Below are 24,247 nucleotides of genomic sequence, written 5' to 3' on the forward strand. Positions count from 1 at the left end.
GCCCGCTTGACAGCCGAAAGTACGGTTTTATCATTCAGTCCAAGTTTATTGGACATGGTTCCAAAATATGGAACTAACAAGGAATGACCATGCACCATGAAGTGACGGCCGCCGCGCCGCTGGAAGACAAGGGCGACGCGCATGCCGGGCTGCACCCGAAGGCGCTGGCGCCCGCCAATCTGATCCTCACCGTGGTGCTCAGCGTGTTCGGCGCCATCGTCGGCATCCAGATGCTGGCGAGCCTGGGCATCACGCCGAGCACCTCGCTGATCGGCGCGCTCGCGGCGATGTCGCTGGCGCGCGTGCCGCTGGCCATGTTCCGGGGCTTTCGCTCGGTGCATGCGCAGAACCTCGCGCAGACGAGCATCTCGTCGGCCACCTTCGGTGCGGCCAACAGCCTGTTCCTGCCGATCGGCATTCCGTTCCTGTTCGGCCTGCCGCAGATGGTGGTGCCGATGCTCATCGGCGTGAGCCTTGCGATGCTGCTCGACGCCTGGCTGCTCTATCGCATGTTCGACACGCCGGCCTTCCCGGCCAAGAACCCGTGGCCGCTGGGCATCGCCGCGGCCGAGGCCATCAAGGCCGGCGACAGCGGCGGCAAGCAGGCCTGGCTGCTGCTGGGCGGGCTGGCCACCGGCGTGGCGGGCGCGGTGTTCAAGCTGCCGATGTCGGCCTTCGGCGTGGCGCTGATCGGCGGGCTCGGCGCCATGACCGCCTTCGGCATCGGGCTGCTGGTGCGCGGCTATTCGGCGCCGCTGTTCGGCGTCGACATCGGCACGCGCTACGTGCCGCACGGGATGATGATCGGCGCCGGCCTCGTCGCGCTGGTGCAGGTGGCGCGCGTGGTGCTCAAGAAGCACGAGCGCGCGGCCGACGGCCCCGGCGTGACGAAGGAAGCGCTGGCCGAGGCCCGCGGTGCCACGGTGCTCGGCCGCTCGTTCAAGCTGGGCGGCGCGGGCTACCTGGCGATCATGGTGCTGCTGTGCGCGGGCACCGGCATCTACACCGGCATGTCGCCGGGCATGCTCGCCTTGTTCATCGTGTACGGCACCTTCGCGGCCTTCGTGCACGAACTCATCGTGGGCATCGCGGCCATGCACTCGGGCTGGTTCCCGGCCTTCGCGGTGGCGCTGATCTCGCTGCTGCTGGGCATCCTGATCGGCTTTCCGCCCGAGGCGCTGGTGGTGCTGGCCGGCTTCTCGGCCGCCACCGGCCCGGCCTTTGCCGACATGGGCTACGACCTCAAGGCCGGCCACCTGCTGCGCGGCGAGGCCTCGGGCTCGGCCTTCGAACTCGAAGGCCGGCGCGAACAGATGATCGCCGGCATGGTCGGCTTCGGCGTGGCGATCGTGGTGGTCGCCTGCGCGTACCCGCTGTTCTTTGCCAACCACCAGACCGCACCGATCAACGCCGCCTACGTGGCGGCGATCAAGGCTGGCATCTCGGGAGAGACCGCGCGCAACCTCGCGCTGTGGGCCGTGCCCGGCGCGCTGCTGCAGTTGGCGGGCGGGCCGCGCCAGCAACTGGGCGTGCTGTTCGCCACCGGCCTGCTCATCGCCAGCCCGATGGCCGGCTGGATGGTCGCGGCGGGCATCGCCTGCCGGCTCGCGGTGCATGCCGTGCTCGGCGCCGCCGCGCGCGAACGGCTCGAGGTGTTCGCCGGCGGCGTGATCGCGGGCGATGCGCTCTACAGCTTCTTCTCGGGCGTGGTGAAGAGCGTGCGCAAGTAGCGCTGCTTCGCCTTCCTTCTTTCCTTCCTTTCATCACACACACAGGAATCGAATTCATGAAACGCAATCTGACCAGCGACGACGTCCGCGCGGCCATCTGGGGCGGCGCCATCCTCGGCGGCGGGGGCGGCGGGCTCATTGCTGCCGGCGAGCGCGCCGCGCGCCTGGCGCTGCAGGTCGGCACGCCGCAGCTGTGGAGCGTCGACGAGTTCGACGAAGCCGCGCTCACCGCCACCATGGCCCTGGTCGGTGCGCCGGCCGCGCCCGATCCGCACGTGCAGCCGGCGCACCTGCTGCGCACGCTCGACCTGCTGCGGCGCGAGCTGCCGGCGGGGCAGACGCTGGTCGCGCTGCATGCCAACGAGAACGGCGCCGAGACCACGGTCAACGGCTGGTTCCATGCTGCCATGACCGGCCTGCCCGTGATCGACCTCGCGTGCAACGGCCGCGCCCACCCCTCGAGCGTGATGGGCGCACTGGGCCTGCACACCGAGCCCGACTACCTCTCGGTGCAGGCCTACGCGGGCGGCGAGCCGCACCGCTACGTCGAAGGCGTGGTGTCGGGCCGGCTCGAACAGACCTCGGCCGTGGTGCGCCGCGCCTCGGTGGAGGCGGGCGGCCTCGTGGCGGTGGCGCGCAACCCCGTGACCGTGGGCTACGCGCGCCAGCACGGCGCGCCGGGCGCCATCAGCCACGCCATCGCGCTGGGCCAGACCTTCCTGGACGGCGGCGTCGACGCCGTGGCCCGATCGCTCGACGGCCGCCTCGTCGCCGAAGGCACCGTGCGCACCTACCGCTGCGAGCAGCAGGAAGGGCTGGACGTCGGCGTGGTCGAGCTCGACGACGCGGCCGGCACCACGCTGCGCTTCATCAACGAGTACATGCTGCTGGCGCAGGGTGGCGAGCGCATCGCGCGCTTCCCCGACCTGATCATGACCTTCTCGGACGACGGCCAGCCCGTGGTGTCGGCCCATGTGCGGCAGGGCGCGCGGCTGCGCGTGTTGGTGGCGCCGCGCGCGCGGCTGCTGTTGTCGCGCACCATGTTCATGCCCGAGCTGTACCGCCCGCTCGAGAAGTCGCTGGGCGAAGCCTTCGCGCCGGCCTGAACGGAGAAGCCACATGACACTGCGCATCCGCTGGATTCGGGCCGTCGGCAACGACACCTACAACGCGCGCTTCGCGCAAGAGTTTGCCGAGGTGAAGAACCCCGGCACCGAGGTCGAGGTGGTGTCGCTGCGCAACGCGTCGGTGCAGCACCACGTCGAGTACCAGAGCTACGAGGCGCTGCTGGGCGCCGACATCGTGCGCGCGGTGCGCGACACCGCGCAGCAGGGCTTCGACGCCGTGGTGGTCGGCTGCTTCTACGACCCGGTGCTGGTCGAGGCGCGGGAGATCTCCGGCCAGACCGTGGTGGTTGCGCCCTGCCAGGCCTCGTTCGAGATCGCGTCCAACCTGGCGCAGAAGGTGTCGGTGATCGTGGGGCGGCGCAAGTGGGTGCCGCGCATCGAGGCGCGCGTGCGCGAGTACGGCCACGCGCACCTGATCGCCTCGTTCCGCGCGCTCGAACTCGGCGTGGAAGACTTCCAGCGCGACCGCGACGAAACCGTGCGCCGCATGATCGCGCAGGGCCGCCGCGCCATCGACGAGGATGGCGCCGAGGCGCTCATCCTCGGCTGCACGCTCGAGTTCGGCTTCTACCGCCAGCTGCAAGATGCGCTGGGCGTGCCCGTCATCGATTCGGCGCTGGCCGCCTTCAAGCGCGCCGAGGCGCTGGCCGATACGAAACAGCGTTTCAACTGGACGCCCAGTCGCGTCGGCAGCGGCGAGCCGCCGCCCGAAGAGAGGGAGCTGCTGGCCTGGAACGTGTTCGACCCGGCGGACGTTCCCATCGCCTCGCCGGTCCACGCCTGAACACGGCCGCTCCATGAAAAACGCCCCGCCGCGGAGACCGCGACGGGGCGTTGTTGTTTCAGGGAAGAAACGTCGGCGTCAGCCTCAGTCCTGCGCCTTCACCTTCGCCACGGCCAGCGCCGTCATGTTGATGATGCGGCGCACCGTCGCCGAGGGCGTCAGCACGTGGGCCGAGCTCGCGGCGCCCAGCAGGATCGGGCCGACCGTGATGCCGTTCGCGCCGGTCATCTTCAGCACGTTGTAGAGGATGTGCGCCGAGTCGAGGTTCGGGCACACCAGCAGATTGGCCTCGCCGCTGAGCGTGGTCTCGGGCAGGGCGGTGCGGCGGATTTCGTCGGACAGCGCGGCGTCGCCGTGCATCTCGCCGTCGCACTCGATGTCGGGCGCCATCTGCGAGAACAGGTCGCGCGCCAGGCGCATCTTGCGCGCCGAACCGCGGCTGGAGGTGCCGTAGTTCGAGTGCGACAGGAAAGCCACCTTCGGCGGCAAGCCGAAGCGGCGCACTTCCTCGGCGGCCATCACGGCGATGCTGGCCAGCAGTTCGGCGCTCGGGTCTTCGTTCACGTTGGTGTCGGTGATGAACACCGTGCGCTTCTCGAGCGTGAGCGCATTCAGCGTGGCAAAGCCGGGCGCGCCGCGCTTCAGGCCGATCAGGTTGCGGATGTGCTCCAGGTGCACGTCGAAGCGCCCGACCAGGCCGCAGATCATCGCGTCGGCGTCGCCCAGATGCAGCATCAGCGCGGCGATGGTGGTGTTGGAGCGGCGCACCATCGTCTTGGCGGCCTCGGGCGTGACGCCGCGGCGGCCCATGAGCTTGTGGAAGCTCTCCCAGTAGGTGCGAAAGCGCGGATCGTCTTCGGGGTTCACGATCTCGAAGTCGACACCCGAGCGTATGTGCAGGCCGGCCTTCTGGATGCGTGCCTCGATCACGGCGGGGCGGCCCACCAGGATGGGCTGGGCCAGGCCTTCGTCGACCGCCCACTGCGCGGCGCGCAGCACGCGCTCGTCTTCGCCCTCGGCGTAGGCCACGCGCTTGGTGGTGGAGATTTTTGCGGCGCTGAACACCGGGCGCATGAACATGCCCGTCTGGTAGACGAAGCGCGTCAGGTGCTGGCGGTAGGCCTCCATGTCCTCGATGGGGCGTGCAGCCACGCCCGAGGCGGCAGCCGCCTTGGCCACGGCCGGCGCGATGCGCAGGATCAGGCGCGAATCGAAGGGCTTCGGAATGATGTAGTCGGGGCCGAAGGCCAGCTCCTGGCCGGCGTAGGCGGTGGCCACTTCTTCGCTGATGTCGGCCTTGGTGAGGTCGGCAATCTCGCGCACGCAGGCCAGTTTCATTTCTTCCGTGATCTTGCTCGCGCCGCAGTCGAGCGCGCCGCGGAAGATGTACGGGAAGCACAGCACGTTGTTGACCTGGTTCGGGTAGTCCGAACGGCCCGTGGCAATGATGCAGTCGGGCCGCACGGCCTTGGCCAGCTCGGGGCGGATTTCAGGCTCGGGGTTGGCCAGCGCCAGGATGATCGGCTGCGTGCCCATGGTCTTGACCATCTCGGCGCTCATGACGCCGGGGGCCGAGCAGCCCAGGAACACGTCGGCGTCCTTCACCACGTCGGCCAGGGTGCGGGCACCGGTGTCCTTCTGGGCGTAGCGTGCCTTCGATTCGTCGAAGCCGCCCGCGCGGCTCATGTAGATCAGGCCCTTGGAGTCGCAGGCGTAGATGTTGGCGGGCTTGGCGCCCAGGCCGACCATCACGTCCAGGCAGGCGATGGCGGCAGCGCCCGCGCCCGAGACGGCGATCTTGACGTCTTCGATCTTCTTGCCGACCAGTTCCAGGCCGTTGAGCAGCGCCGCGGCCGAGATGATGGCCGTGCCGTGCTGGTCGTCGTGGAACACCGGGATGTTCATGCGCTCGCGCAGCTTCTTCTCGATGTAGAAGCACTCGGGCGCCTTGATGTCCTCGAGGTTGATGCCGCCCAGCGTGGGCTCCAGCGCCGCAATGATGTCGACCAGCTTGTCGGGGTCGTTCTCGGCCAGCTCGATGTCGAACACGTCGATGCCGGCGAATTTCTTGAACAGGCAGCCTTTGCCTTCCATCACGGGCTTGGAGGCCAGCGGGCCGATGTTGCCCAGGCCCAGCACGGCGGTGCCGTTGGTGATGACGCCCACGAGGTTGCCGCGGGCGGTGTATTCGGCCGCGAGCGACGGGTCGGCCGCAATGTCGAGGCAGGGGTAGGCCACGCCCGGCGAGTACGCCAGCGACAGGTCGCGCTGGTTCAGCAGGGGCTTGGTGGGGGTGATCGAGATCTTGCCCTTGACGGGCGAGCGGTGGTATTCGCGCGCTGCTTCTCGAAGTGCTTCTTCAGCGGGGGACAGGGATGCAGCCATTTGAAAAGTCTCCTTGGTTCTGGCGGGCAATGAGGCTACCGCAAAAGCGCAGCCTCTTCTCTCGGGGGGAACGACGAGACCCTCTATCTTCCGCCTGATCGAGAGGGTCTGCCGACTCGCTAAACTTCAACACCCCTGTTTTTGAGGGGCAAAAATCCGTGCCGCACGGGCGGTGCGGCGAACCATCGTCCTGGAACGACAGAGCGACAGAACAACACGGAGGGACATCGAATGACACCCGGACCTTTCACTGGCACCGAACCGGACGTCGTGGTCATCGGCGGAGGCCCCTCGGGCTCCACGGTGGCCGCCTTGCTCGCAGACAAGGGCCACGACGTGGTGCTGCTCGAGAAGGCGCAGCACCCGCGCTTTCACATCGGCGAATCCCTGCTGCCGATGAACATGCCGCTGTTCGACCGGCTCGGCGTGCGCACCGAGGTCGAGGCCATCGGCCTGCGCAAGCACGGCGCCGAATTCGTCTCGCCCTGGCATGACCACACCAGCCACTTCGACTTCGGCCAGGCGATGGACAAGAGCTTTCCCTATGCGGTGCACGTGCGCCGTTCGGAGTTCGACGAGCTGCTGTTTCGCCATGCCGGCAAGCGCGGCGCGCGCACCTTCGAAGGCCGGCGCGTCACCGGCGTCGACATGGACGCAGGCAAGGGAACGCCCGACAACCGGCCGCTCGTGAAGGTCAAGGCCGACGACGGCACCGAGACCGAATGGCGCCCGCGCTTCGTGATCGACGCCAGCGGGCGCGACACGCTGCTGTCGAACCAGTTCGATGCCAAGCAGCGCAACCGCAAGCATGCGAGCGCGGCGCTGTACGGCCACTTTGCCAACGCCGAGCGCCGTCCGGGCCGCTTCGAGGGCAACATCTCGCTGTTCTGGTTCGACCATGGCTGGTTCTGGTACATCCCGCTGAAGGACGGCACCGTGAGCGTCGGCGCGGTGGCCTCGCCGGCCTACTTCAAGCGCCGCAAGGGCTCGCTCGAAGACTTCCTCATGGAAACCATTGCGCTTGCGCCCAAGCTGGCCGCGCGCCTGAAGAACGCCACGCTGATGGAAGGCGCCACCTCCACCGGCAACTACGCCTACGACTCGAAGTTCTGCCGCGGCGACCGTTTCATGATGGTGGGCGACGCCTATGCTTTTGTCGACCCGATGTTCTCGTCGGGCGTGTACCTGGCGATGAACAGCGGCTTCGAGGCCGCGGCCTGCGCAGACCACTGGCTCAAGGGCGAGGCGAAAGAGGCCGAGAAGGCCTTCCGCCATTACGAGAAGGTGATGAAGCACGGCCCGAAGATGTTCTCGTGGTTCATCTACCGCATCACCTCGCCCGCCATCCGCCGCCTGTTCATGGCGCCGCGCAACATCTGGCGCATGCAGGAGGCGCTGCTGTCCATCCTGGCCGGCGACCTGTTCCGCAACACGCCCATCGGGCCGCGTTTCTGGGGCTTCAAGGTGACGTACTACGCGTCGTGCATCGGCATCCTGCCGCAGGCCGTGAAGACCTGGGCATGGCGCCGACGCAACCTGAAAGAGTCTCTGGACGCCGCAAAGACCTAGTTTCAGTCTGGGGTGACCGTGTGCTGGGCGAGGGCTTCCAAAGCCTTCACCAGCGCCGAGTGGTCCAGCTGGCCGTAGCCCATTGCCGCGCAGGCGTTCATCAGCTGCGCCGCGTTCGCGGTCTGCGGCAGCGCCACACCCAGCGAACGCGCGCTCTGCATCGCGAGGTTCAAATCCTTCTGGTGCAGCGAAATGCGGAAGCCCGGCGCGAAGGTGCGCTTGATCATGCGTTCGCCGTGCACTTCGAGAATGCGGGAGCTGGCAAAGCCGCCCATCAGCGCCTGGCGCACCTTGGCGGGGTCGGCGCCGGCCTTCGAGGCGAACACCAGCGCTTCGCTCACGGCGGCGATGTTCAGCGCCACGATGATCTGGTTGGCCACCTTGCAGACCTGGCCGTCGCCCGCGCCGCCCACCAGCGTCACGTTCTTGCCCATCTTGTCGAGCAGCGGCTTCACGCGGCCGAAGGTGCCTTCGTCGCCGCCGCACATGATCGTCAGGCTCGCGGCCTTGGCGCCCACTTCGCCGCCCGAGACCGGCGCGTCGATGTAGCCGGCGCCCAGCGCGACGATGCGGCGTGCGAATTCCTTGGTGGCGATCGGGTCGATGGAGCTGCAGTCCACCACGATCTTGCCCTGCGAACCCTTCAGGCCGTCGGCCACGCCTTCCGCGCCCGGCACGCCGAACAGCACCTTTTCCACGTCTGGGGTGTCGGGCACCATGATGAAGATGATGTCGGCCTTGCGCGCCACTTCGGCGGCCGAGCCGCAGATGGTGGCCTTCGAGACGAAGGGCTCGGGCGTGTTGCCGTGCGTGTTCACGAAGAGCTCGTGGCCTGCGTCGAGCAGGTGGCCCGCCATGGGGGCGCCCATGATGCCCAGGCCGATGAATCCGATTTTTTGTGCGCTTGCTGCTGCAGTGGTCATGTCTCTGTTTCCTTCGTGAACGTTCATTGCTTCTTCGTGAGGGCTTCGCGCCAGCCGAGGCCTTCCACCGTGGTGGCGCGGGGCTTGTACTCGCAGCCGATCCATCCGTCGTAGCCCAGCGCATCGATGTGCTGGAACAGCCACGGGTAGTTGATCTCGCCCGTGCCCGGCTCGCCGCGGCCGGGGTTGTCGGCCAGCTGGATGTGGCCGATGCGTGCCAGCTGCTTCGTGAGCGTGTTGCCCAGCTCGCCTTCCATGCGCTGTGCGTGATAGATGTCGTACTGCACGCGCAGGTTGTCCGAACCCACCTCGTCGATCAGCGCCAGCGCCTGGTCGGTGCGCGTGAGAAAGAAGCCGGGGATGTCGAAGGTGTTGATCGGCTCGATCAGCAGGCGCAGGCCCGCGGCTTCCAGCTCGCGCGCGGCAAGGCGCAGGTTCTCGACCACGGTCTTGTGCGCGGCATCGGTGCTCACGCCCGCCGGTACCTTGCCGACCAGGCAATTGAGCTGCGGGCAGCCCAGCGCCGTGGCGTAGTCGATGGCCAGCGCGATGCCTTCGCGGAACTCGCCGGTGCGGTCCGGGTGGCAGGCGATGCCGCGCTCGCCCTTGTCCCAGTCGCCGGCCGGCAGGTTGTGCAGCACCTGCTGCAGGCCATTCGTGCGCAACGCGGCCGTGAGTTCCTTCTTGTCGAAGGGGTAGGGGAAGAGGTACTCCACCGCCTCGAAGCCGGCCTTGGCGGCCGCCTCGAAGCGCTGCATGAACGGCAGCTCGGTGAAGAGCATCGTGAGATTGGCGGCGAACTTGGGCATGTCTCTTGTCTCCTCGATCAGTCCAGCATCGCCACCGCGAGGGCGGTCGGTGCGTCGGCCATGCTTTCGGCCAGCGGTTCGAATTCGTTGATGGCGTCGATCTCGGTGCCCATCGCGATGTTGGTCACGCGCTCCAGCATCACTTCGATGACGACCGGCACCTGGAACTCGGCCATGAGCGCTTCGGCGCGGGCGATGGCGGGCGCCATCTCTTCCTGCTTGTGCACGCGGATCGCCTTGCAGCCCAGGCCCTCGACCACCTTGAGGTGATCGACGCCGTAGCTGCCTTCGATGCCGGCGTCGGCCGGTGCGTTGATGTTGTCGAACGCCAGCTGCACGCAGTAGTCCATCTCGAAGCCTCGCTGCGACTGGCGGATCAGGCCGAGGTAGGAGTTGTTGACCACGATGTGCAGGTAGGGCAGCTTGAACTGCGCGCCCACGGCCAGCTCTTCGATCATGAACTGGAAGTCGTAGTCGCCCGAGAGCGCGACGATCTTGCGCGTCGGGTCGGCGGCACGCACACCCAGCGCGGCAGGAATGGTCCAGCCCAGCGGGCCGGCCTGGCCGCAGTTGATCCAGTGGCGCGGGTTGTACACGTGCAGGAACTGCGCGGCCGCGATCTGCGACAGGCCGATGGTGCTCACGTAGCAGGTGTCGCGGTCCAGGTGGTTGTTCATGCACTGGTACACGCGCTGCGGCTTCATCGGCACGGTGTCGAAGTTGGTCTTGCGCAGCAAGGTCTTCTTGCGCTCGCGGCATTCGCCGGCCCAGGCGCCACGGTCGGTGAGCTTGCCCGCGGCCTTCATTTCCTCGGCCACTTCGACGAAGAGTTCGAGCGCGGCCTTGGCGTCGGAGACGATGCCGAAGTCGGGCGTGAACACGCGGCCGATCTGCGTGGGCTCGATGTCCACGTGCACGAAGGTGCGGCCCTTGGTGTAGACGTCGACCGAGCCGGTGTGGCGGTTGGCCCAGCGGTTGCCGATGCCGAGCACGAAGTCCGAAGCAAGCACGGTGGCGTTGCCGTAGCGGTGGCTGGTCTGCAGGCCGCACATGCCGGCCATCAGCGGGTGGTCATCGGGAATGGTGCCCCAGCCCATGAGCGTGGGGATCACCGGCACGCCGGTGGCTTCGGCAAAGCGCACGAGCAGGTCGGATGCGTCGGCGTTGATGATGCCGCCGCCGGCCACGATCAGCGGGCGCTCGGCCGCCTGCATCATGCCGATGGCCTTCTCGATCTGGGCGCGCGTGGCGGCCGGCTTGTAGGGCTTGAGGGGCTCGTAGGCGTCGATGTCGAACTCGATCTGCGCCATCTGCACGTCGAAGGGCAGGTCGATGAGCACGGGGCCGGGGCGGCCCGAGCGCATGAGGTGGAAGGCCTGCTGGAACACCTGCGGCACCTGGCCGGGTTCGCGCACGGTGACCGACCACTTGGTGACGGGCTTGGAGATCGACTCGATGTCGACCGCCTGGAAGTCTTCCTTGTAGAGGCGTGCGCGCGGTGCCTGGCCGGTGATGCAAAGAATGGGAATGGAGTCGGCCCAGGCCGAGTACAGGCCCGTGATCATGTCGGTGCCCGCCGGGCCCGAGGTGCCGATGCACACGCCGATGTTGCCGGCGATGGCGCGGGTGTAGCCCTCGGCCATGTGCGAGGCGCCCTCGACGTGGCGCGCCAGAATGTGCGCGATGCTGCCGCGCTGGCGCATCGCCGAGTACAGCGGGTTGATTGCTGCGCCCGGCACGCCGAAGGCCTGCGTCACGCCTTCTTTTTCCATCACCAGAACTGCGGCCTGGACCGCTGTCATCTTTGCCATTGAAAGTCTCCTTGAGGTGGCCTCACTGTAGGAAGCGGGGCGCATTCCAAGAAGACGGCTGGGGACCATAAAACCTATTCCGCCATGGAATAACTGGCTACCATGGTCGCCGCCGGGCCGCCCCAAGGCGACCGGCCCCCTCGGGGGGCAGCGATACACGAAGTGATGAGCGATGGGGGTAAGGAGTATTCATGGACCGACTACTGGCTATGGAAATGTTCGTGCGGGTCGTCGAGACTGGCAGCTTCTCGAAGGCGGCGCGCGAGTTCAACACCACGCAGCCCACCGTGACCAAGCAGGTCGCGGCCACGGAGGCGCGCCTCAAGGTGCGGCTGCTCAACCGCAACACGCGCGGCGTGAGCCTCACGGAGCCGGGCGCGCTCTACTACGAGAAGTGCAAGACCATCGTGCGCGACGCCGAGGAGGCCGACAGCATCGTGCAGCTGCGGCAGAACCAGGCGCAGGGCCTGCTGCGCGTGGGCACCTCGGTGGCTTTCGGGCGACGCGTGGTGGTGCCGCTGGCGCTGGAGTACATGCGCCGGCATCCGCAGGTGCAGCTCGACCTGAGCTTTGAAGACCGTTACGTCGACCTCATCGCGCAGGGCATCGACGTGGCGATCCGCATGGGCAAGCTGGCCGACTCGTCACTGGGTGCGCGCTACCTCGGCGCGAACCCGTGGGTCATGGTGGCGTCGCCGGCCTACCTGAAGAAGCACGGCACGCCCAAGCGCGCGCAAGACCTGAGTGCGCACGTGGCGCTGATCTACAGCAGCGTGGTGGGCGACGAGTTCTGGCGCATGCACACGCCGAAGGGCGATCCGGTGACGGTGCCTGTGTCGGGGCGCTTCCGTTCCAACAACCTGTCGGCGGTGCTGGCTGCGGCGCGTGATGGGTTGGGGATTGCGCTGATGCCTCGTTACGTGGCGAGTGAGTCGCTGGCTGCGGGGAAGGTGAACGCCGTCCTTGGGGACCATGCGTTGCCTGAGCAGGAGATTCACGCGGTGTTTCCTTCGCCCAAATTAGTGCCGGGGAAGGTGTCGGGGTTTGTGGCGTTTCTGCAGGGGCGGTTTGATGAGGGGTGGTGGGACGCCTGACGTGGTTTGTTCAGGGCGTGTGCACAGGACATCGGGTACTCCCCTCCGCGAATGTCCCCCGCTTCGCTCCTCCTTGATTTCGCTGCGGGGAGCACCCAATGCCCTGCGCACTTGGGCACGCGGCGAGTGATCTGCCCATCAACCACCGTCGGCGTGAGCGTCGCCCTGAACGACAACGCTCACGCCCTGTTCAGGCCTTCACGAAGGCACCGTGCAACCCCAGCGGCAGCGCATAAGGCAGCGTCGCCTGCGCCACAGGCCCAGCGGCCAAGTGGTCGGCTGCAAAGCACGACAGCACCGTCCGCTGCCGACCGAAGTCCAGCGCCGTGCCCAGCACCCAGCCGGGCTTCGCGCCATCCGGCACGAAGACATGCTCTTCCACGATGGCCTGCACGCCGTAGCTGAAGCGCTGGCTGCGCCCGGTCTCGATGTCGGTGCGCGCGACCGCGCCGAAGCCCGGCACGTCGGCGCGCGTCTGTGTGGCGTGGACCACCTGGCGGTGGCGCATGCCGACGCGGCGCGGATCGATGCGCGGGAACTCGGCTTCCATGGGCAATTCGCGCTGCGTGGCCTTGCCAGTGCCCAGGTCGAGCGTGGCGACAGTCAGGCGTGGTTCGTTGCGGCGCACGCGGCGCGCGCGCATCACCTCGCGGTTGCTGGTGAACACCGACTCGGCGTTCTGCGTGCGCACGTAGTCGACGTGGATGCGCGCACCGCGGGGCGTGTTTTCTTCCCAGGCATTGCCGACGTGGAACAGGAAGCCGGCCGGCAGCTCGAACAGCTGGCGCTTGTCCCAGTTCTGCTTGTCGACCACCAGCGCGCGCATGCCCAGTTCAGGCCGCCAGACGTGGGCGTCGAGGAAGCTTGCGCCGGCCTCCTTGCGCTTGCTGTCGTACACCAGCGGCGGCATGAGGAACACCAGGTGCCGCGCGGTCACGGCGAAGTCGTGGACCATCGGCAGCTCGGGCACCGGCACGACGGCCGCGCGACGCAGCGCGCCGCCGGGCGCGATCTCGTACAGCGCGAGCAGGCTTTGGCCCGAGCTCACGCCGAAGTTCCACACGGTGCCGTCCGGGTCGACCTTGGGGTGGGCCGAGAAGGGCATGCCCGCGAGGTCGGCGCGCCAGGTCTTCACGCCCAGCGTGTCGAGCGTGCGCGCATCGATGCGCGTGGCCGAGCCGCCTTCCCACAGCGCGAGCACCTCGCCCTGCATCGGCAGCACGCTGGTGTTGGCGACGTTGATGGCATCGGCCGAGGTGGGCGGCTCCACGCCCGGCGGCATGGTGCCGAAGGCCTCGGTGAGGCGGCGGCCGGCCTTCACTTCGGCCACGCGTTTGGGCGTGGCGACATAGCGGCCCTGGTGCCGCACGTCGGCGCCCTCGATGACGAAGCGGTGGACCATGCCGTCGCCGTCGAACCAGTGGTGGTAGCGCTCACCGCCCAGGTCGTGGCCGGCCGGGCCGATGCGGAACAGCGTGCCGGCCACGGCGTCGGGGAAGCGACCGCGCACGGTGGCGCGGGTCAGCGGCAGGTCGCCCGGGGGCGTGGCGAAGCCGATCTTCCACGGGGCGTCGGCGGCTTCGAACTGGGCTTGCCAGTTGTCGTCGGTGGTGCCGGCAGCACGCGCCAGCGGGCTGAAGAGGGGCAGGGCGCCGGCGGCGGCCAGCAGGCGCAGGAGTTCGCGTCGTTCCATGGCGGTGCTCCTCAGCGCAGATGGATGACGGCCTGCGCGTCGGCATCGACGCGGAAGGCCGCGGCCTCGAAGTCGGGCGCGCCACGGTTGCCCTTGGCGTCGTTCGAGAAGCCATAGCGTTCGATCGGCATGCCCACCAGGTTGGTGTCGAGCTTGCCGTTGCCGTTCTCGTCGGCGAACACGCGCAGCGCGTAGCGCCCCGGTGCCAGGTCGGTGAAGACGAAGCGGGCCTTGCCTTCGCGCATCGGCGCGGTCTGAGAGGCGACGGCCTTGCTCTCGGTATAGCCGGCGGCGTCGTTGTACAGCGCGACGTAGAGCGTGGCGCCGGCGGCCGGGCCGTCGGCGATGCTGAGGTTCAGGTCGGCGGCCAGGGCGCCGAGCGGGGCGAGCGCGGCGGCCGCGAGAAGAGCGCGCGCGGCGGGGCGGGAGAGCAAAGCGGGAAGGTGCATGGCAGGCCTCGTGGTGGATGGAGGGCCCGACGATCCCGCAGTCGCCGGGCGGTGCCCAGCGTCATGCGACGGAATGCGTGAATGCGCGCGCGAAATGCGCGCAGAAGGAGCGAACGCCGCGGCCTGAGTGAGGTCCGGCGCGCTGTCAGGTCTTGTCCCGCCCGTTCTTCGGGGCTTCTGCGGCCTCTTCGATCGCGTGCCCGGTGCCCACGTGGCCCGAGTCCGCAAAGAGGCTCCAGGCGGCCATGAACAGCGCCGCGATCACCGGCCCGATCACGAAGCCGTTGATGCCGAAGATCGCCATGCCGCCGATGGTCGACATCAGCACGATGTAGTCGGGCATCTGCGTGTCCTTGCCCACCAGCACGGGGCGCAGGATGTTGTCGACCAGGCCGATCACGAACACGCCGATGAAGATCAGCACGCCGCCCTGCCAGAAGTGTCCCGTGGCCAGGTAGTAGATGGCCACCGGCCCCCAGATGAGCGCCGCGCCCACGGCCGGCAGCAGCGACAGGAAGGCCATCAGCACGGCCCACAGCAGCGCGCCCTGCACACCGAGGAACCAGAACGCCAGCCCGCCGATGGTGCCCTGCGCAATGGCCACGGCCACGTTGCCCTTCACGGTGGCGCGGATCACGGTGGTGAATTTGTTCAGCAAGTAGTGCGTGTGCGGCTTGGCCAGCGGCACGGCGTCGCGCATCGTCTTGGACAGCGTCGCGCCGTCGCGCACCAGGAAATACAGCAGGTACAGCATCACGAAGAAGCTGATGACGAAGTCGAAGGTGTTCTGCCCGATGGCCAGCGCCTGGCTCGCAATGAGCTGGCTGGCCTGGCCCGCCATGGTCGAGATGCGTTCCTGCCAGGCTGCCATGTCGCCCAGGTTGAAGCGCTCCACGATGTTCATCAGCCACTGCGGCGTGGCGTCCAGGATCTGCTGGAAGTAGGCCGCGAAGTTGATCTGGCCCGAGCGGATGCTCTGCGTGATCAGCGACACCTCCTGCACCAGCGACACGCCCAGCATGGCCAGCGGCAGGATCACGATGAACAAGCAGATCGCCAGCGTCGAGAGCGCTGCGGCGTTGTGCCGGCCGGGCATCTTCTTGAGCAGCCACTTGAACAGCGGCGTGAACAGAATCGCCAGCGCCACCCCCCAGAGCACCGCGCCGAAGAACGGCATCAGCACCCACAGAAAGGCGACGGTGACAGCAGCAAGCAGGGCGAGGAAGACGCCGCGCTGAAGTTGGGGAGAGTTCATAAGTGTCTCGGACTGTAGCCGAGCCGGAACCCGTCGCCGTGTCAGCCGGCGCGCCCTTGTGCGGCGCAGCAGGCTTGCCCAGAAAAAACGCCGCAGGCGCAAGACCGGCGGCGAGTGTCAGCTATTCAATTGATAGCTGGCGGTGGCACAAATGCACGACAGGGCACAGCTTCAGCGCTTGGCCGCGCGCGGCAGCGCCACGGGCGCCAGCGTGGCGCGCAGCCGGCTCGGGGCATCGGGCTCGGCGGTCGCGTCGACCTCCAGCGCCCGTTCGACATTGCCGATGTGGTCGAGCATGAGCTGGCGCGCCTGCGCGATGTTGCCGGCCTCGAGCGCCTCGACGATGGCGCCGTGCTCCGCGCACGACTGCCCGGCCTCGTGCTTCGACTGGTAGAGCGTGGCGGCCAGCGTGGTGCGCGCCGTGAGGTCGCGCAGCACGTCGACCAACAACTGGTGGCCCATCTGCTCGGCCAGGCAGACATGGAAGTCGGCCAGCAGGAAGGCGCGCGTGGCGGCATCGGCGCCTTCGATGGCGCGCTGCTCGTCGGCGATGTGGTCGCGCAGCTTGCGGATCACTTGGCCCAGCGGCCGGCCTTCGCTGGCCGCGAGGATGCCGGCCTCGACGATGCGGCGCGCCGAGAAAGCGTCGCGCGCTTCCTCGGCCGAGGGCTCCACCACGTACCAGCCGCGGCGCGACTGCACCTCGACGAAACCGCGCGCCTGCAGCTGCATCAGCGCCTCGCGCACCATGGTGCGGCTGACCGAGAAGTTCTCGGCCAGCGCCTGCTCGCCGAGCCGGTCGCCGGGCGCGAGCTTCTGCGCGAGGATGGCCTCGACGACGCGTTCGGCGATGGCGGTGGGGCTGACGTCGGCGGGCATTTTTTTCAGTGGGCGGTGGAAGCGGCGGTGCCGGTGTTTACCACGGGCGCTTCGGTCAGCGGCTCGTCGTCGGGCGAGTAGGTGCCGTTGAGCACGGCATGCGCACGCTCGCGGTCGATGTCGCCTTCCCAGGCTGCGATGGCGACGGTGGCCACGCAGTTGCCGATCAGGTTGCCCAGCGCGCGGGCGATGCCCATGAACCAGTCGACCGACAGCACCAGCACCAGGCCGATGGCGGGAATCGCCGGAATCGCATGCAGCGTGGCGGCCAGCACCACGATGGCCGAGCCCGGCACGCCATGCGCGCCCTTCGAGGTGACCAGCGCAATCGCCAGAATGGTCAGCAGGTCGGCCATCGAGATCGGCGTGTTGGTCGCCTGCGCAATGAACACGGCCGCCAGCGTGATGTAGATCGAGAACGCGTCCAGGTTGAACGAGTAGCCCGTGGGAATCACCAGGCCCACCGTCGAATCGCGGATGCCCATGCGGCGCAGCTTGGCCATGATCTGCGGCAGCACGCTGTCCGACGAGGTGGTGGCGAACACGATGGCCAGCTCTTCGCGCAGGTAGCGCAGCAGCTTCCACAGGCTGAAGCCCGAGAAGCGCATCACCAGCCCCAGCACCACGAACACGAAGATCAGCACCGCGCCGTAGAAGAGCGCGACCAGCATGCCCAGCTGCTTGAGCGAGCCGATGCCGTACTTGCCGACAGTGAAGGCAATGGCACCCAGCACGCCCAGCGGCGCCAGCTTGATGATGATCCCCATGATCTTGAACAGCACCAGCGAGAGCGCGTCGACCACCGCCGCCACCGGCGCACCGCGGTCGCCCAGCAGCGAGAGCGCGCAGCCGAACAGCACCGCGAACAGCAGCACCTGCAGTACGTCGCCGGTGGCGAAGGCGGCCACCACCGTGGTGGGAATGAGCTTCATCAGGAACTCGACCGTGCCGCCGCTCGTGAGCTTGTCGGCGTTGGAGGCGTAGGCGCTCATGGCGCTGGCGTCGAGCGTCTTGGGGTCGACGTTCATGCCCACGCCCGGCTCGAACACGAAGGCCAGCACCAGGCCCATCGCCAGCGCGATGGTGGTCAGCACCTCGAAGTAGATCAGCGCCTTCACGCCGACCCGGCCCACGCGCTTGAGGTCGCCCGCGCCGGCGATGCCATGCACCACCACGCAGAACACCAGCACGGGAATGATCATCTTGATCAGCTTGATGAAGCCGTCGCCGAGTGGCTTGAGCTTGGCGGCGAACTCGGGCGCAAAGAGGCCGACGAGCACGCCGATCACCAGTGCGATGACCACCTGTCCGAAGAGCGATTTGGCAAAGCGAGGCATGGAAATCTCCTGTCGTTGTCGTGTCGAGGTTTTGCATGCAAGGATCGCTTTTTCTTGCATACAAGAACTGTAGGCAAGAAGACTTCAAGGGGTTCAGAGGGTATTCCCGGGGCTTTTTGAGGGGCTTCGAGGGCCGGGACGAAGCGCTCCCATGGATGGGGGAGGCGGCGTTTTGAAGCGGCTCCTAGCATCCGCCACCCACAACGAGGAGAGCCCCCGATGAAGATCGCCTTTACTTCCTGCTTCAGTGCCCAGACCTTCAAAGACCAGCCTGTCTGGACACAGGTTGGCGCTTCCGGCGCGACGCACCTGGTGCTGCTGGGCGACTCGGCCTACTACGACGCGGACGGTTCCGACATCGGCGCGATCAAGGCAATGGGGGCGAACGACTTCGCGATCCATGCCTTCGGTCGGCTGCGCGACCAGTTGAACCAGAAGGAGTTCGCCAAGCTGGTGAGCAAGACCGACCTGCAGATTCATCCGATCTGGGATGACCACGACTTTCTGTGGAATGGCGCCTGTGGTGCGCAAATCGAGGGGCAGCCGTCGTACCGGCACTTGCTGGACCCGACCCGCGCGGCGTTTCAGGAATACCGCAAGGCGCTTGACTCACACGATCCGAAGAAATTTCCCAAGGCCGGCGATCCCTGGGCCTCCGGCGTCCCCGAGCCGGGCTATCGGCCCCTCATGCTGAGCAACGCCGGCGACCCGGACGGGGCCGTGATGCTGCACCTCACGGACGGCCGCAGCTACAAGACCAAGGGCGGCGAGGACGCCGTGCTGGGCAGCGCGCAGATGAAGAAGCTGAAAAAGGCCATCGAAGACTCGGACGAGAAGACGGTGCACCTCATCGCCAGCGGCCTCACCTTCGAATCCCGCCACGGCGAGACCTGGATGGATTGCGCGGCCGAGCATGCCGCGATCCTCAAGCTCGCGGAAAAGCGCCGCATCCTCATCCTGAGCGGCGACGTTCACGAGAACCGCTTCGCCGTGCCGTGGCCGGCCGGTGCCTGGAGCCTGTTCGAAGCCACGTCTTCCGGCGCCGCGCTGCGCACCGGCGTCACCATCGGTGCGCTTCAGCGCAACTGGGGGCTGGTCGACATCACGAAGGACCAGGTGACCATCGAGCTGTCGCAGCTGAACATGGACACGCGCCGGCGCGTCATCGACCGCAAGAAGTGGAAGATGCTCTGAGGCACGCAATGAACGACAAGGGGCGGCACACGGCCGCCCCCGTCCCTCAAGCGACCACCGGCTCCGCGCGCGCAGTCCGCGCAGGCGCCACGGTATCGAGCTGCCCACGCAGCATCGCCCACCGCACGCGCGCCGACACGATGCTTTCTTCCTTCACATGCCCGAATCCGCGGATCTGCTCCGGCAGGCGCGCCAGCGACAGCGCGGTGTCGAAGTCGATGCGCTCGAAGCGCGCGAGCAGGTCTTCGACCATCGCGCGGTAGTCGGCAACGAGCTGGCGCTCCATGCGGCGCTCGGCAGTGCGGCCGAACGGATCGAGCGCCGTGCCGCGCAGGCCGCGCAGCTTCGCGAGCACGCGGAAGGCGCCGAGCATCCACGGGCCGAAGCTGGTCTTCAGCGCGCGGCCTTCGGCATCGCGACGGCCCAGCACCGGCGGCGCCAGGTGAAAGCGCAGCACGGGCTTGCCTTCGAACTGCTCGCCGAGTTTTTCCATGAAGCGCGGGTCGGCGTACAGGCGCGCCACCTCGTACTCGTCCTTGTAGGCCATGAGCTTGAAGAGGCCCGAGGCGACGGCCTTGGCGAGCACGGTGCTGCCGCGCGTGCGTTGCTCGGCGTCGCGCACGCGTTCGACGAGGTCCGCGTAGCTGCGTGCGTAGGCCGCGTTCTGGTACGACGTGAGGAACGCGGTGCGGTCGGCCACCAGCGCCTCGAAACTCTGCGGCTTCTGCAGCGACACCACCTGCGCCGGCGCAGCCTGGCGCGTGACGGCCGCGAGGTCGAGCGCGGCCTTGCGGCCCCAGCGGAACGCGGCCTGGTTGGCCTTCACGGCCACGCCGTTGATCTCGATGGCCTTGTCGAGCGCTTCGGCCGACAGCGGCACAAACCCCTTCTGGAACGCGAAGCCCAACAGGAACAGGTTGGCCGCGATGGCGTCGCCCATGAGGCGCGTGGCCAGTTGCGTCGCGTCGATGAAGTCGGCGCGGCCTTCGACCGATTCCTCGATGAGCGCACGCACCTGCGCGGCCGGAAACTCCCAGTCGGGCTGCTGCGCGAAGTGCCCCGTCGGCTGCTCGAAGGTGTTGACCAGCGCATAGGTGCGGCCCGGCCGCATGCGCGCGATGGCGTCGGGTGCGCCGGCCGTGAGCATGTCGCAGCCCAGGATCAGGTCGGCCTCGCCGGTGGGAATGCGTTGCGCCTTCAGCTGTGCCGCGTCGCGCGCGATGCGCACGTGCGACGTGACCGAGCCGTTCTTCTGCGACATGCCCGTCATGTCGAGCACGCTCACGCCCTTGCCTTCGAGGTGCGCCGCCATGCCGATCAGCGCGCCGATGGTGATCACGCCCGTGCCGCCGATGCCGGTGATCAGGATGTTGTGCATGCCGTCCAGCGCGAGCGGCACCGGCGCGGGCAGGGCAGGTTCTTCGGCGGCCTTCACGGCCACGGGCGCGTGCTTGCGCGGCTTCACGCCTTCGACCGTCACGAAGCTCGGGCAGAAGCCCTTGATGCACGACTCATCGGCGTTGCACGCGCTCTGGTCCACGCTGCGCTTCAGGCCCAGCTCGGTTTGCTTGGGCAGGAGGGCGGTGCAGTTCGACTGCTCGCCGCAGTCGCCGCAGCCTTCGCACACGGCGTCGTTGATGAACACGCGCCGCGCTGCGGGCGGGAACTCGCCCTTCTTGCGGCGGCGGCGCTTCTCGGCCGCGCACACCTGGTCGTAGATCAGCACCGACACGCCCTCGAAGCCGCGCAGCTCGCGCTGCACTGCATCCATGTCGTCGCGGTGGTGCACGCTCAGCGAAAAGAGCCCGTCGCGGTCGGGCGGCAGCAGGCTGCGATCGGCCCAGCGCGTCGGGTCTTCGGCCACCAGCGCGAGGCGCTTCACGCCTTCGGCGGCGACCTGGTGCGCGATGCGCGGCACGGTGATCGGCCCGTCGACCGGTTGGCCGCCCGTCATCGCGACCGCGTCGTTGTAGAGGATCTTGTAGGTGATGTTCACGCCTGCCGCCACGGCTGCGCGGATCGCCAGCGAGCCCGAGTGGTAGTAGGTGCCGTCGCCGAGGTTCGCGAACACGTGTTTGCGCTTCGAGAACCAGGCCTGCCCCAGCCACGGCGCGCCTTCGCCGCCCATGTGCGTGGTGGTGCGGTTGTGCTCGGGGTAGATGGCCGTGGCCATCACGTGGCAGCCGATGCCCGCGAGCGCCAGGCTGCCCTCGGGCACCTTGGTCGAGGTGTTGTGCGGGCAGCCCGCGCAGTACCAGGCCGGTCGCGAGGGCGTCGCCACGGCCTTGCCGAGCACCACGTCTTTCGCGTCGAGAATCGCCAGCCGCATGCGGATGCGGTCGCTGGTGTGAAAGCGCGCCACGCGCCCGGCAATGACACGCGCGATCTGCGCCACCGAGAAGTCGGCCGTGGCCGGCAGCAGCCACTGGCCGCGCGGGTGCGCGCCCCATTCGCCCTGCTCGTCGAACTTGCCGATCACGCGCGGGCGCACGTTCTCGCGCCAGTTGTACAGGTGCTCCTTGAGCTGGTACTCGACGATCTGGCGCTTCTCTTCGACCACCAGAATCTCTTCGAGCCCGTCCGCAAACTCGCGGATCGAGTCGGGCTCCAGCGGCCAGGGCATCGACACCTTGAACAGCCGAATGCCGATGCGCGCGGCCTCGTCGGCGTCGATGCCAAGCTCTTCGAGCGCTTCGAGCACGTCGCGGTACGACTTGCCCGAGGCTACGATGCCCAGCCGCGCCTGAGGCGAATCGATGGTCACGCGGTTCAGGCGGTTCTCGCGCGCGTAGGCGATGGCGGCGTAGATCTTGTAGTCCTGCATCAGCGCTTCCTGCTTGCGCGCCTGCACGCCGAGCGTGTCGGTCGACAGCCGCGCATGCACGCCGCCGGGCGGGAACGCGAAGTCCTTCGGCAGGCGCGTGTGCACGTCGAGCGCGCCGGCGGCAATGGAGCCCGACGACTCCACCGTGTCGGCCAGCGCCTTGAAGCCGACCGGCAGGCCGGCAAAGCGCGACATCGCAAAGCCGTGCAGGCCCAGCTCGATGTATTCCTCCACGCTCTGCGGATAGAGCATGGGAATCATCGAGGCCGCGAACAAGTGATCGCTCTGGTTGGGCAGGGTAGAGGACGACGCGCCGTGGTCGTCGCCCGCCACCAGCAGGATGCCGCCCTTCGGCGACGTGCCTGCGTGGCTCATGTGCTTGAACACGTCGCCGCAGCGGTCCACGCCGGGCGCCTTGCCGTACCACATGGCAAACACGCCATCGACCGCGCTTTCGCCGGTCAGGTGCACCTGCTGCGTGCCCCACACGGCGGTGGCGGCCAGCTCTTCGTTCACGCCGGGCAGGAACTTGACGGCGTTGGCTTCGAGCTGCGGCTGGGCTTTCCACAGCGCTTCGTCCAGGCCGCCGAGCGGCGAGCCGCGGTAGCCCGAGACAAAGCCCGCGGTGTTCAGGCCGACCTGCTGGTCGCGCCATTTCTGCACGAGCATGAGGCGCACCAGCGCCTGGATGCCGCTCAGGTAGATCCGGCCTTCGGTGGCCGTGTATTTGTCGTCCAGCGCAACGCTGGCGAGTTCGTGGGATGCCATGAGAGAGAAGACTCCGGGTAGGACTCGTGGAATGCGGGCGTGGCCCCGGTAGAGGGCCGGCCCGCGAAACGCCTCGCCGGGGTTGCCGCCGAGACAGCGACGATTCTTTCGCACCGCGAGCCGAAAGTGCTTCTTCGTTTCGAGGGGGAAACCCGCATTCCGGAAGAACCATCGCCGCGGAAGTCGATTCGCCGAAAGGCCTTCGGTCATGCAGGCGCCAGCGCGCAGGCCCGACAATGTCCGCCCGATCGACCGAGGACCCGATGAGACCCGACCTGGATTCGCTGGCGCTGTTCCTGCGCGCCATTGAGCACGGCAGCCTGTCGAAGGCCGCCGCCGAGAGCCACATGGTGCTGTCGGCCGCAAGCCGGCGCCTGGCCATCCTCGAGAGCCAGCTCGGGGTGGGGCTGCTCAACCGCACCTCGAAGGGCGTGACGCCCACGGGCGCGGGCGAGTCGCTGGCCATGCATGCGCGTCAGATCCTGCGCGACGTGGACCGCATGCGCGCCGACCTGTCCGACTACGCGCAGGGCGCCACCGGCCGTGTGCGGCTGCACGCCAACGCGTCGGCGATGGGGCAGTTCTTGCCCGACGACGTGGCGAGCTTTCGGCTGCGCTACCCCGAGATCCGCGTGAGCGTGGAAGAGCACCGCAGCGTCTACATCGTGCAGGCCATCCGCGACCGCCAGGCCGATGTGGGCGTGATCACCAGCGAGGCGGTCGAACCGGCGCTGCATTTCATTCCGTACCGCACCGACCGGCTCGTGGCCATCGTGCGCCAGAAGCATCCGTGGCGCGGGCGCGAGGTGTCGTTCGAAGAGCTGCTCGACTTCGACTTCGTGGGGCTCGAAGACGACTCGGCCATCTCCCGCACCATGGAAGACGCCGCGATGAGCGCGCGCAAGGTGCTGCGGCTGCGTGTGCGGGTGAAGAGCTTCGAGGCCGTGTGCCGGATGATCGAAGCAGGGATGGGCGTGGGCATCCTGCCCGAGGGGGCGGCGGTGACTTACCGCAAGGAGATGAAGCTGCGCTTCATCAACCTCACCGATGCGTGGGCTTCACGCCGGATGTACCTGTGCACGCGGCAGGAGGCGTTGAGTTTTCCACAGCGTCGGTTGGTGGACCATCTGCTGGCGCGCGGGATGCCCTAGTTTTTTGCGGGGTGCCTTTGCGCTGCGGTCGCTGTTGTTCGGGGCGACGCCCACGCCGACGGCGTACTCCCCTCCGCGAATGTCCCCCGGCCTGCGGCCTCCTCCTTGATTTCGCTGCGGGGAGCACACCATCGACGTGAGCGTGTTCGGCGCTGCTGCGGACTGGCATGGCGCCGTGAGGCCCGTGCGCGGCGCATGGCGGAAGCTGCATTTGTTGGCGCGCTTCGAGACTTCGTGCCGCACGAAATCGGCACTGCGCCGCGCTCTTCTCTAAAGTAGCTGCCCCTGCCACTCAAAACCCCACCAAGGGGACTCGGAAGACGCCACACACACAGCCATCGAAATGTTGGAAGGCTGCTTGCCTCGCGGCAGGTTGTCGGTGCGAAAGCAGCGATGCAAATGCGAGGTATCAAAAGGCGACGGCCGGGGTGTTAGAGCACCCCAGCCGTCTAACCAAAGACGTGC

17 protein-coding genes are annotated in these 24,247 nt (G+C 67.8%); 7 read left to right on the forward strand and 10 right to left on the reverse strand.

From position 1 onward, the window contains the following. The first annotated feature begins 89 nt into the window (after positions 1–89). From CLU95_RS22525 to CLU95_RS22535, 3 genes are read left to right on the forward strand one after another with little or no spacing between them, the layout of a single operon-like run. On the forward strand, positions 90–1,730 hold the full coding sequence (locus CLU95_RS22525; RefSeq protein ID WP_099797437.1) for an OPT/YSL family transporter: 1,641 nt from the start codon (positions 90–92) through the stop codon (positions 1,728–1,730). 56 nt (positions 1,731–1,786) lie between these two features. Next, positions 1,787–2,836 (forward strand): S-methyl thiohydantoin desulfurase domain-containing protein, encoded by a 1,050-nt coding sequence (locus CLU95_RS22530; protein WP_099795645.1) that lies wholly within the window; start codon positions 1,787–1,789, stop codon positions 2,834–2,836. 13 nt (positions 2,837–2,849) lie between these two features. Further along, complete coding sequence (locus tag CLU95_RS22535; protein WP_099795646.1) at positions 2,850–3,641, forward strand: aspartate/glutamate racemase family protein; 792 nt, start codon at positions 2,850–2,852, stop codon at positions 3,639–3,641. Positions 3,642–3,725: 84 nt separating this feature from the next. Here the strand turns inward: CLU95_RS22535 and CLU95_RS22540 are convergent, their stop codons facing one another. Continuing rightward, on the reverse strand, positions 3,726–6,026 hold the full coding sequence (locus tag CLU95_RS22540) for an NADP-dependent malic enzyme (protein ID WP_099795647.1): 2,301 nt from the start codon (positions 6,024–6,026) through the stop codon (positions 3,726–3,728). 231 nt (positions 6,027–6,257) lie between these two features. On the opposite strand from CLU95_RS22540, the gene CLU95_RS22545 reads away from it, so the two are divergent. Further along, positions 6,258–7,595 (forward strand): NAD(P)/FAD-dependent oxidoreductase, encoded by a 1,338-nt coding sequence (locus tag CLU95_RS22545; protein WP_099795648.1) that lies wholly within the window; start codon positions 6,258–6,260, stop codon positions 7,593–7,595. A gap of 2 nt (positions 7,596–7,597) precedes the next feature. On the opposite strand, the gene CLU95_RS22550 is transcribed toward CLU95_RS22545, so the two are convergent. The 3 genes from CLU95_RS22550 to gcl are packed head-to-tail and all read right to left on the reverse strand — an operon-like array spanning position 7,598 to position 11,138. Next, the gene (locus CLU95_RS22550; protein ID WP_099795649.1) at positions 7,598–8,518 is read right to left on the reverse strand and encodes a 2-hydroxy-3-oxopropionate reductase; all 921 of its coding nucleotides are present in this window, start codon (positions 8,516–8,518) and stop codon (positions 7,598–7,600) included. A gap of 23 nt (positions 8,519–8,541) precedes the next feature. Beyond that, positions 8,542–9,327: a hydroxypyruvate isomerase gene (gene hyi / locus CLU95_RS22555; protein WP_099795650.1), complete on the reverse strand. Its 786-nt coding sequence runs from the start codon at positions 9,325–9,327 to the stop codon at positions 8,542–8,544. A 17-nt stretch (positions 9,328–9,344) separates the two neighbouring features. Further along, positions 9,345–11,138 carry a glyoxylate carboligase gene (gene gcl, locus CLU95_RS22560; RefSeq protein ID WP_099795651.1) on the reverse strand — a complete coding sequence of 598 codons (1,794 nt, stop codon included), beginning with the start codon at positions 11,136–11,138 and terminating at the stop codon, positions 9,345–9,347. Positions 11,139–11,329: 191 nt separating this feature from the next. Between gcl and CLU95_RS22565 the strand changes: the two genes are divergently transcribed. Then, the gene (locus CLU95_RS22565) at positions 11,330–12,232 is read left to right on the forward strand and encodes a LysR family transcriptional regulator (RefSeq protein WP_070062397.1); all 903 of its coding nucleotides are present in this window, start codon (positions 11,330–11,332) and stop codon (positions 12,230–12,232) included. 190 nt (positions 12,233–12,422) lie between these two features. Here the strand turns inward: CLU95_RS22565 and CLU95_RS22570 are convergent, their stop codons facing one another. The 5 genes from CLU95_RS22570 to CLU95_RS22590 form a co-directional block, all read right to left on the reverse strand. Further along, positions 12,423–13,925: a carotenoid oxygenase family protein gene (locus CLU95_RS22570; RefSeq protein WP_099795652.1), complete on the reverse strand. Its 1,503-nt coding sequence runs from the start codon at positions 13,923–13,925 to the stop codon at positions 12,423–12,425. An 11-nt stretch (positions 13,926–13,936) separates the two neighbouring features. Further along, positions 13,937–14,374, reverse strand: a complete 438-nt coding sequence (locus CLU95_RS22575) for a DUF2141 domain-containing protein (protein WP_099795653.1) — start codon at positions 14,372–14,374, stop codon at positions 13,937–13,939. 145 nt (positions 14,375–14,519) lie between these two features. Next, positions 14,520–15,629: an AI-2E family transporter gene (locus CLU95_RS22580; protein WP_099795654.1), complete on the reverse strand. Its 1,110-nt coding sequence runs from the start codon at positions 15,627–15,629 to the stop codon at positions 14,520–14,522. 171 nt (positions 15,630–15,800) lie between these two features. Beyond that, positions 15,801–16,508, reverse strand: coding sequence for a GntR family transcriptional regulator (locus CLU95_RS22585; RefSeq protein WP_099795655.1), 708 nt, complete (start codon positions 16,506–16,508; stop codon positions 15,801–15,803). A 5-nt stretch (positions 16,509–16,513) separates the two neighbouring features. Then, positions 16,514–17,845, reverse strand: coding sequence for a C4-dicarboxylate transporter DctA (locus CLU95_RS22590; protein ID WP_099795656.1), 1,332 nt, complete (start codon positions 17,843–17,845; stop codon positions 16,514–16,516). A gap of 219 nt (positions 17,846–18,064) precedes the next feature. Between CLU95_RS22590 and CLU95_RS22595 the strand changes: the two genes are divergently transcribed. Further along, complete coding sequence (locus CLU95_RS22595; protein ID WP_099795657.1) at positions 18,065–19,039, forward strand: hypothetical protein; 975 nt, start codon at positions 18,065–18,067, stop codon at positions 19,037–19,039. A gap of 46 nt (positions 19,040–19,085) precedes the next feature. On the opposite strand, the gene CLU95_RS22600 is transcribed toward CLU95_RS22595, so the two are convergent. Then, on the reverse strand, positions 19,086–22,631 hold the full coding sequence (locus tag CLU95_RS22600; protein WP_099795658.1) for an indolepyruvate ferredoxin oxidoreductase family protein: 3,546 nt from the start codon (positions 22,629–22,631) through the stop codon (positions 19,086–19,088). 263 nt (positions 22,632–22,894) lie between these two features. On the opposite strand from CLU95_RS22600, the gene CLU95_RS22605 reads away from it, so the two are divergent. Continuing rightward, positions 22,895–23,782: a LysR family transcriptional regulator gene (locus CLU95_RS22605; protein WP_099795659.1), complete on the forward strand. Its 888-nt coding sequence runs from the start codon at positions 22,895–22,897 to the stop codon at positions 23,780–23,782. The last annotated feature ends 465 nt before the right edge of the window (positions 23,783–24,247 follow it).

Origin of the sequence: Variovorax sp. 54 (genome assembly GCF_002754375.1) — a bacterium.
In the GTDB taxonomy this organism is placed as follows: domain Bacteria; phylum Pseudomonadota; class Gammaproteobacteria; order Burkholderiales; family Burkholderiaceae_C; genus Variovorax.

Excerpts from the sequence above, each read along its gene's own strand:
- CLU95_RS22525 (WP_099797437.1), top strand. The coding sequence starts at position 90 with ATGCACCATGAAGTGACGGCCGCCGCGCCGCTGGAAGACAAGGGCGAC.
- CLU95_RS22530 (WP_099795645.1), top strand. The coding sequence starts at position 1,787 with ATGAAACGCAATCTGACCAGCGACGACGTCCGCGCGGCCATCTGGGGC.
- CLU95_RS22535 (WP_099795646.1), top strand. The coding sequence starts at position 2,850 with ATGACACTGCGCATCCGCTGGATTCGGGCCGTCGGCAACGACACCTAC.
- CLU95_RS22540 (WP_099795647.1), bottom strand. The coding sequence starts at position 6,026 with ATGGCTGCATCCCTGTCCCCCGCTGAAGAAGCACTTCGAGAAGCAGCG.
- CLU95_RS22545 (WP_099795648.1), top strand. The coding sequence starts at position 6,258 with ATGACACCCGGACCTTTCACTGGCACCGAACCGGACGTCGTGGTCATC.
- CLU95_RS22550 (WP_099795649.1), bottom strand. The coding sequence starts at position 8,518 with ATGACCACTGCAGCAGCAAGCGCACAAAAAATCGGATTCATCGGCCTG.
- hyi (WP_099795650.1), bottom strand. The coding sequence starts at position 9,327 with ATGCCCAAGTTCGCCGCCAATCTCACGATGCTCTTCACCGAGCTGCCG.
- gcl (WP_099795651.1), bottom strand. The coding sequence starts at position 11,138 with ATGGCAAAGATGACAGCGGTCCAGGCCGCAGTTCTGGTGATGGAAAAA.
- CLU95_RS22565 (WP_070062397.1), top strand. The coding sequence starts at position 11,330 with ATGGACCGACTACTGGCTATGGAAATGTTCGTGCGGGTCGTCGAGACT.
- CLU95_RS22570 (WP_099795652.1), bottom strand. The coding sequence starts at position 13,925 with ATGGAACGACGCGAACTCCTGCGCCTGCTGGCCGCCGCCGGCGCCCTG.
- CLU95_RS22575 (WP_099795653.1), bottom strand. The coding sequence starts at position 14,374 with ATGCACCTTCCCGCTTTGCTCTCCCGCCCCGCCGCGCGCGCTCTTCTC.
- CLU95_RS22580 (WP_099795654.1), bottom strand. The coding sequence starts at position 15,629 with ATGAACTCTCCCCAACTTCAGCGCGGCGTCTTCCTCGCCCTGCTTGCT.
- CLU95_RS22585 (WP_099795655.1), bottom strand. The coding sequence starts at position 16,508 with ATGCCCGCCGACGTCAGCCCCACCGCCATCGCCGAACGCGTCGTCGAG.
- CLU95_RS22590 (WP_099795656.1), bottom strand. The coding sequence starts at position 17,845 with ATGCCTCGCTTTGCCAAATCGCTCTTCGGACAGGTGGTCATCGCACTG.
- CLU95_RS22595 (WP_099795657.1), top strand. The coding sequence starts at position 18,065 with ATGAAGATCGCCTTTACTTCCTGCTTCAGTGCCCAGACCTTCAAAGAC.
- CLU95_RS22600 (WP_099795658.1), bottom strand. The coding sequence starts at position 22,631 with ATGGCATCCCACGAACTCGCCAGCGTTGCGCTGGACGACAAATACACG.
- CLU95_RS22605 (WP_099795659.1), top strand. The coding sequence starts at position 22,895 with ATGAGACCCGACCTGGATTCGCTGGCGCTGTTCCTGCGCGCCATTGAG.